Raw genomic sequence first — 8,043 nt, 5'->3', positions numbered from 1 at the left:
AGTCGGGGCGGTGCGGCGGGGAACGGTCAGGACGGCGAGGACGCCCGCGAGGGTGAGTACGGCCGCGACGTAGACCGCGTTGCGCAGGCCGTCGGAGGTGGCGGCGCGCAGGGCCTCGCCGGTCAGGCCGGCGAGGCCGGAGGTGGAGACGCTGACCAGGATGGCCAGGCCCACGCTGGTGCCGATCTGGAGGGCGGTGTTGGCCATGCCTCCGGCGGCACCCTGATCCTGGTCGGCCACGCCGGTGCCGGAGGTCCCGAACATGGTCGGGTAGATCGTTCCCATGCCCATGCCGTAGACGACCAGGCCGGCGAGGATCGTCCAGAACGAGCCGTCGGTGCGCATGCCGGCGGCCATCAGCGCGCCGCCGCCGGAGCCGAGCAGCAGGGCGATGATCAGGGTCGTCCGGGCACCGATGCGGATGATCAGTCGTTCGGCGACGAAATTGGCGATGCCGATCACCACCGAGAGGGTCAGGAAGACCAGCCCTCCCTGCAGCGCCGAGTAGCCGAGCACGTCCTGGAAGTACAAGGTGAGGAAGTAGACCAGGTTCTGCATGGTGATGCCGAAGGTGAGGATCACCAGCAGGCCGGCGCGGAGGTTGGGGTTGGCGAACAGCCGCAGCGGCATCAACGGGTGACGGGTGCGGGCCTCGATGAAGACGAACGCGGCCAGCAGTGCCATGGCGAGGACGGCGGAGGTGAGGACGGAGGCCGCGGCCCAGCCGACCTCGGGGCCCTGGGCGATGGCGAAGACGAGGAGGGTCAGTCCGGCCGTGCCGGTCAGGGCGCCGGGGATGTCGAAGCCGCGGCCCCGTTCACGCGGGCCGTCCGGGTCGAGCAGGGCGAACGCGCCCACGGTGCCCGCCACGACCAGCGGCACGTTCACCACGAACACCGCCTCCCAGCCGAACGCGTGTGTCAGCACACCGCCGAGCAGGGCGCCCAGGCTCAGCCCGCCCGCGCCGGCCATGGCCCACACGGCCAGGGCCCGGACGCGTTCGGGGCCTTCGGAGAACCTGGTGGTGACCAGCGAGAGCGTGGCGGGGAACAGGACGGCGCCGCCGATCCCCTGGAGCGCCCGCGCGGCGATCAGTGCCGCGGACGAGGTCGCCAGGCCGCCCAGGAGCGAGGCACCGCCGAACAGGAGCATGCCCAGCACGAACATGCGGCGGCGGCCCAGCAGGTCCGCCGAGCGGCCGCCCAGCAGCAGGAATCCACCGAAGAAGATGGCGTAGGCGCTGACCACCCACTGGGTGGCGTGGCCGGACAGCCCGACCTCGCGTGCGATGTCGGGCAGCGCCACGTACACGATGGTGAAGTCGAGCGAAGTGATCAGGCTGGAGAAGGCCAGCAGACCGAGGGCCCAGCGTGACCTGGTGCCGGTGGTCGCCTTTTCGGGGGAATTCATCGTGGTCTCCGCAGAAGGTTGAGGGCAGGGCTTCGGTCACGCCGCGTAAGGGCGTGCGGTGCGGGCGTCCCGCAGGGTGCGGGCCCACCAGGTCAGCTGGTCGAGGAGGCTCTCGGCCGCCGCGCGGCAGCCCGCCGCGTCGATCGGGCGGCCATGGTCGTCGAACCTGTCCCGGCAGGAGTGGAAGCTGACCGTGTTGCGGACGGTGACGACGTGGAGTCCGGCGAAGACCTGCCGCAGGTGCTCGACGGCGCGCAGGCCGCCGGAGACTCCGCCGTAGGAGACGAAGCCGACCGGTTTGGCCTGCCATTCGTCGACGTACCAGTCGATGGCCGTCTTCAGTGGGGCGGGGAAGCTGTGGTTGTACTCGGGGGTGACGATCACGAACGCGTCGGCCCGGGCCAGCCGTTCTCCGAGGCTCCGCACCGGTCCGGGTAGCTCGGAAGGCCCCGCGTCGTCGGCGGCGAGAGTGTCGGGCAGGGCGGTCTCGGCGAGGTCGACGACGTCGAGGCCGAGCCCGGGGCGCCGGCGGGCCTCTCCGGCGAACCATGCGGCCACCGTGGGGCCGAACCGGCGGTCCCGGGTGCTGCCGATGATGATGGCGAGGTTCAGCGGTCCGGTCGGGGTCACCGCGGTCTCCCTTCAAATCTCATGTTCGGTTCGGTGGGGTGAGCATGGCGACCGGCGCTTATCAGGTGCTTACACCGCACTTTCGGTCGGCGCCGGGCTGCGGTAAGCGGGACCGATCTTGCGGAAAAGCGCCCGATATCGTGGGTGCATGCGATTCGGGGTGCTCGGACCGCTGGGGGTATGGACGGCGGACGGCGCCCCGGTGGTGGTGCGCGGGGCCATGGTCCGCACGCTGCTGGCCGTCCTGATCGGGCATGAGGGGCGGCCGGTGCCCGTGGACCGGCTGATCGACGACCTGTGGGGCGACGCACCGCCCCGCAATCCGCCCGGGGCACTGCAGGTCAAGGTCTCGCAGCTGCGCCGTGCCCTGGACGAGGCCGAGCCCGGCGCCCGGGAGCTGGTGTCCTTCCAGGAGGCCCTGGGATATCGGCTCCGGGTGGACACCGAAGCCGTCGACGCGATGCGGTTCGCCGGGCTGCTGGCGCGGGCGCGCGAGGCCCGCGACCCGCGGTCACGTGCGGTCCTGCTGACCGAGGCGCTCGAGTTGTGGCGCGGGCCGGCTTACGCCGACTTCGCCGACGCGGAGTTCGCGCGCCCGGCGACGGTGCTCTTGGAGGAGCAGCGGCTCACCGCCATTGAGGAACGGGCGGAGGCGTACCTGGAGATCGGCGAGCAGGGTGCGCTCGCCGACGAGCTGGGCGACCTGGTGGAACGCCATCCGCTGCGCGAACGTCTCCGCTCCGCGTACATGCGCGCCCTCTACGGCACCGGGCGGCAGAGCGATGCCCTCAAGACCTACGCCGACCTCCGGACGCGGCTGCGTGACGAACTGGGCCTGGACCCCGGGCCGGAGATCACCGACCTGCACCGGCGGATCCTTGAGCAGGACTCCGCCCTGGCCACCGCGCCCGGGACGCCGCCGCAGACGAACCTCCCCGCACAGATCAGCGAGCTGGTCGGGCGCGACGAGGCGATGGCCGAGGTCCAGGCGCTGCTGAAGGCGGCCCGGCTGATCACCCTCACCGGGCCCGGCGGTGTCGGCAAGACACGGCTGGCCCTGGAGACCGCCGCGCGCGCCGCCGCGGACCATCCGGACGGTGTGTGGCTCGTCGAGCTGGCCGGGCTCGACCGGACGACCAGGGCGCCGGGGGGCGATCGGCTCGTGGAGACCGTGATCGCCGCGCTCGGCATTCGCGACGACACCGCCCCCGGCCTGCCGCGTTCCGGCGCGCCCGCCGATCCGGCCGCACGGCTCGCCGACGTGCTGCGGACGCGCCGTACGCTGCTCGTCCTGGACAACTGCGAGCACGTGATCGACGAAGTCGCCGCGTTCAGCGAGCGGCTGCTGCGAGCGGCCCCGGAGGTGCGGATCCTCGCCACCAGCCAGGAGCCCCTGCGGCTCGCGGGGGAGTCGGTCTGGCCCGTCCCGCCCCTGCAATCGCCCTACTCGCCGGCCGACAACGGGCCCGCGGCCCTCCGGAGGTTCAGCGCCGTCCGGCTGTTCGAGGCGCGCGCGGCGGCCGCCGTCCCAGGGTTCACGATCGACACCGCCAACGCCCGCGCGGTCGCCGCGATCTGCCGCCGGCTGGACGGCGTCCCGCTGGCCTTGGAGCTGGCGGCCACCCGCCTGCGCGCACTGGACGTCCACGACCTGGCCGCACGGCTCGACGACCGGTTCCGGCTGCTCTCCTCGGGCCACCGCGGCACCCCGGCACGGCAGCGGACCCTCCGCGCGATGATCGACTGGAGCTGGGAACTGCTGTCCGGGCCGGAACGCCTCGTCCTGCGTCGGCTCGCGGTGTTCAACGAGGGCTGCACGCTGGAGGCGGCGGAGGAAGTCTGCGCGGACGGTGACGACGTCAAGCCCGAGGACGTCCTCGACTTGCTGGCCCGCCTCGTCGACCGCTCGATGGTGGTCCGGGCCGACACTCCGGGGCAGACCCGCTACCGGCTGCTGGAATCGGTCGCGGTCTACGCCCTGAACCGCCTGGAAGAGGCCGGCGAGGCCGAGCGGGTCCGCCTGCGGCTGCTGACCTTCCACACCGAACTGGCCGAACGCGCGGAGCCGCGGCTCCACGGCCCTGAACAGCGGCGCTGGCTGCGGCGCCTGGACGCCGAGCACGCCAACCTGCGCGGCGCGCTCGAGGAGGCCGTGCGGCGGCGCGACGCCGGCCTCGCGCTGCGTCTGGTCAACGCGCTGGCCTGGTACTGGTACCTGCGCGGCAGGATAGGCGAGGGGCGGCGCGCTTTCGCGGTGGCGCTGGGCATCCAGGCCGAGGCCCCTACCGCTACCAGGTCACGGGCCGAGGCCTGGCAGACCGGCCTGGATCTGCTGGGAGAGGGGACGGCGGACGTCCGCACGCCCACGGAGGCCATCGCCGACCCGGGGGAACGCGCCAGAGCGGAGTGGTTCCTCAGCGACGTGCTGCTCGGTGCCGGCGACCTGAGCCTCAGCCGAGACCTCGTCGAACGGGCGCTGCCGGTGTTCCGGCGGCTCGGCGACCGCTGGGGCGCCGCCGCGGCCCTCGCCACCGAGGCCAACCATGCCCTCGTCCGCGGCGACCTCCGCGCGCTCGAACGGTCCGGAGAGGAGAGCCTGGCGATATTCGGGGAGCTGGGCGACCGGTGGGGGCAGGTCCGGGCCATCGACCTGCTCGCCCGGCTCGCCGAGATCAAGGGCGACCATCGCAGGTCCGCCGGTCTCTGCCGCGACGGGCTCCGGCTGGCCGAGGAGCTCGGGCTGTGGCTCCAGGTCTCGCTGCTCCAGTCCGGACTCGGCCGGATCGCCCTGCTGGCGGGCGACCACGCCGAGTCGGACCGGCGTCACGAGCGGGGCAGAATCCTCGCCGCCGAGCACGGCTACCGCCCCGGCGAGGTCTTCGCCCTCACCGGCCTGGCCCTCACCGCCCGCCGCGCGGGCCGCCTGGACGCCGCCGAGTCCTACATGCGCGACGCCCTCGCCAGGGCACGCGAGGTCCGGTACGCGCCGGGCATCGCGCTCGGGCTGACCGAACTCGGCTTCACCGCCGAACAACGAGGCGACGCCGCGGCGGCCGGGGAACTCCACCGGGAGGCCCTCACCGTCGCCCAGGACATCGGCGACCCCAGGGCGATCGCGCTCGCACTCGAAGGCCTGGCCGGCACGGCGGCCCTGACGGGTACCCCCGCGAAAGCGGCACGACTTCTCGGCGAAGCCGCCGCCCTGCGCGAGTCCGCAGGCGCACCCCTGCCACCCGAAGAACGGGGGGACGTCGACCGCATCACGGCCACAGCGCGATCCGCCATCGGCGACGACGCCTTCACCACGGCCTTCACCGAAGGTCACGCCACACCCAGCGCCTCCTGAGTCCTTAGAGCCTTTCAACCTCCGACCGCTGACGCTTCAGAATCGTCCCCTCGAACAAGGCAACACCCCTTGGCGCCGCCGGCACTTGTAGCGTCGGCCGGGCCGCCGATCGTCAGCCTGCGACGAGGTCCATTCGGAGGAACTCGGTGATGCGGAGCAGCCTGGGCGGGCGTGCCACCTCGCCGGGCAGGACCTGGAACGCCTCTTCTTTCCCGATGAGGCGCGGGGCGGTGAGTTCCACCTCGTCCCCGTCGACCCGGAGCCGCGCGCCGCCGGCCGCCAGGACGTTCTGCACCCAGTCCGAGCCCGACCCGTACACCAGGACGAACACGTAACCGCCGTCGACCGGATGCGCGTCGAGCGGCGTGCGGTGCGTGGTGCCAGAGGCGCGACCGACATGGGTCAGCACCGGCCACTTCCCGCCCGCGATCGCGCGGGGGTTGAACACCCGCTTGTTCACGTGCCCCCACCACTTCGGCATCGGCATCGGGCTCTCCTTCTCTCGCCCGGAGGGGGCGTCGTGGGTCAGGCGTTCGCCGAGCCCAGGTCTCCCGGGGGGGGCGTGCCTTACAGTCGTAAGAGTAGCTTACGCTCGTAAGGATGGCTTACGCTCGTAAGCCTGTCAATGCGTCCGTGCCCTGGAGCCGCCATGCCACCGCCACGGCAACCCCTCAGCCGAGATCGCGTCCTGGAAGCCGCCATCCGGGTCGCCGACCGCGGCGGCGTGGAAGCGATCACGATGCGGCGGGTGGCGCAGGAACTGGGCGTGGAGGCGATGTCGCTCTACCACCACGTACCGAACAAGGACGCGATCCTCGACGGCGTGGTCGACGCGGTGTTCGCGGCGATCGAGCTGCCCGATGCCGAGCGCGGCGACTGGCGCGACGCGATCCGTCACCGCGCCTCGTCCGCGCGTGCGGTCCTCTCGCGGCACAGCTGGGCCCTCGGCCTCATGGACTCGCGCCGCAACCCGGGTCCGGCCACGCTACGCCACCACGACGCCGTCCTCCGCGTCCTCCGGAAGGCGGGGTTCACGGTGCCGATGGCCGCGCACGCCGTCTCGCTCATCGACAGCTACATCGCCGGGTCCGTCCTCCAGGAGGCGAACCTGCCGGTGACGACGCCGGACGAAGTCGAGGAAGTGGCGGGCGGCATCCTCGAGCGCCTACCGGCGGACGAGCTGCCGTACCTCACGGAGATGATCGTCGACCATGCCCTGCAGCCGGGCTACGACCACACCAGCGAGTTCGGCTACGGCCTGGACCTGATCCTGGACGCGCTGGAAGCGCGCAGAGAGTAGAGCCCGCCACGCCATCGCGCCGCGGGGACCGTTCAGTCCAGGACGTCGGTCACGGACGTGATGACGAGGCCGTCCGTGACGAGCCAGCGCCCTGAGAATCCCGCCGGGACGGGCCGGCCTCCCGGCGGCCGCTTCCTGGCGAGATACCGGACGCTGAACAGGCCGTCGGGGAACAGGACGATGTCGGCCTCCGCGAAGCCGAGCCACAGACCGGTCAGCGGGGACCACGCCTTGTAGACCGACTCCTTGGCGCTGAGCAGCAGCCGGTCCCAGTGGATCTCCGGCTCCGCGCCGCGGAGGGCCGCGTGCCGGACGTGCTCACCCGGCACGGCGATCATGTCGAAGACGCCTTCGGGCAGTGGCGCGTGCGGTTCGGCGTCGATCCCGATCGTCCGGACGTCCGAGCGGTGCGCCACCGCCGCCGCGCGGTAGCCGTCGCAGTGGGTCATGCTGCCGACCGCACGGTCCGGCCACGCCGGGGCGCCGAAGGCACCGGGCGGCAGCGGGGCGGGCGGCAGGCTCAGGTCGGCCAGGGCGCGCCGGGCGCAGGCGCGGACGGTGATGAACTCCCGGCGGCGCCCGCCCACCGCCCGGGCGATCGCCGCCTCCTCCTCGGGGAACGGTGTGCCGGGCAGGTCATGGAAGGTCTCGGCCACGGCGACCCCGGCGGGCAGGATCTTCTCGATCATCGGTCCCCCCGGGGCCGTACCGCGCCGGGCATCACAGCAGCCCGGCCAGTTTCAGCCGCTCCCGCAGATCGAAGGCATCGGTGAAAAGCACCGTTCCCATTCCGAGTGCCTCCGCGGCCGCGGTGTTCGCCGGATTGTCGTCCACGAACAGCGCCTTGTGCGGTGCCACGCCGAAGCGGTCAAGGGCGTGCCGGAAGATCGCCGGATCCGGTTTGATGATCTTCACCTCGCCCGACACGACGACGTCCCGGAAAAGCCCCAGGACCGGATGCCTCCGTTTCGCTATCGGATAGGTCTCCGCCGACCAGTTCGTGATCGCGTACATCACCGTGCCCGCCGTTGCGGCCTCGGTGATGATCTCGGGCACACCCGGGATCGCGCCGCCCAGCATTTCGGGCCATCGGGACCAGTACGCCTCGATCAGGGCGCGGTACCCGGGATACCGGCCGCATGCCTCCTCGATCCCCTCGGCGAACGTCCGGCCCCGGTCCTGTTCGGCATTCCAGGAGTTCGAGCACACCTCGGCCAGGAACCAATTCAGCTCGTCGGGATCGGGGATGAGGTCGCGGTAGAGATGCACGGGGTTCCAGTCGATGATCACCCCGCCGATGTCGAAGATGACCACGTCGAACGGCCCGGTCGCCGGCCCCTTCGTCATCGCCGCCCGC

General features: G+C 72.2%; 7 protein-coding genes. 2 read left to right on the top strand and 5 right to left on the bottom strand.

Annotation, left to right across the window (positions count from 1 at the left end; translation table 11 throughout):
• Together E1289_RS20960 and E1289_RS20955 are read right to left on the bottom strand one after the other, a co-directional pair.
• On the bottom strand, nt 1–1,410 hold a 1,410-nt coding region (locus E1289_RS20960), incomplete at its 3' end, for an MFS transporter (RefSeq protein WP_131982697.1).
• 36 nt (nt 1,411–1,446) lie between these two features.
• Nucleotides 1,447–2,040, bottom strand: a complete 594-nt coding sequence (locus tag E1289_RS20955; RefSeq protein WP_131982695.1) for an NAD(P)H-dependent oxidoreductase — start codon at nt 2,038–2,040, stop codon at nt 1,447–1,449.
• Between the two features lie 148 nt (nt 2,041–2,188).
• Between E1289_RS20955 and E1289_RS20950 the strand changes: the two genes are divergently transcribed.
• A complete protein-coding gene (locus E1289_RS20950; protein WP_131982693.1) occupies nt 2,189–5,386 on the top strand; it encodes a BTAD domain-containing putative transcriptional regulator in 3,198 nt (1,065 codons plus the stop codon).
• 112 nt (nt 5,387–5,498) lie between these two features.
• Here E1289_RS20950 and E1289_RS20945 read toward each other — a convergent pair whose 3' ends face one another.
• Nucleotides 5,499–5,873, bottom strand: coding sequence for a nitroreductase family deazaflavin-dependent oxidoreductase (locus tag E1289_RS20945; protein ID WP_131982691.1), 375 nt, complete (start codon nt 5,871–5,873; stop codon nt 5,499–5,501).
• Nucleotides 5,874–6,035: 162 nt separating this feature from the next.
• Between E1289_RS20945 and E1289_RS20940 the strand changes: the two genes are divergently transcribed.
• Nucleotides 6,036–6,686: a TetR/AcrR family transcriptional regulator C-terminal domain-containing protein gene (locus E1289_RS20940; RefSeq protein ID WP_131982689.1), complete on the top strand. Its 651-nt coding sequence runs from the start codon at nt 6,036–6,038 to the stop codon at nt 6,684–6,686.
• A 32-nt stretch (nt 6,687–6,718) separates the two neighbouring features.
• Here E1289_RS20940 and E1289_RS20935 read toward each other — a convergent pair whose 3' ends face one another.
• A complete protein-coding gene (locus E1289_RS20935) occupies nt 6,719–7,375 on the bottom strand; it encodes a 4'-phosphopantetheinyl transferase superfamily protein (protein WP_131982687.1) in 657 nt (218 codons plus the stop codon).
• A gap of 31 nt (nt 7,376–7,406) precedes the next feature.
• Nucleotides 7,407–8,033 carry an HAD family phosphatase gene (locus tag E1289_RS20930; RefSeq protein ID WP_131982685.1) on the bottom strand — a complete coding sequence of 209 codons (627 nt, stop codon included), beginning with the start codon at nt 8,031–8,033 and terminating at the stop codon, nt 7,407–7,409.
• Nucleotides 8,034–8,043 lie beyond the last annotated feature (10 nt).

It is taken from the genome of Actinomadura sp. 6K520, from assembly GCF_004349245.1.
In the GTDB taxonomy this organism is placed as follows: domain Bacteria; phylum Actinomycetota; class Actinomycetes; order Streptosporangiales; family Streptosporangiaceae; genus Spirillospora.
This window is presented reverse-complemented; position numbering and strand designations above follow the sequence as displayed.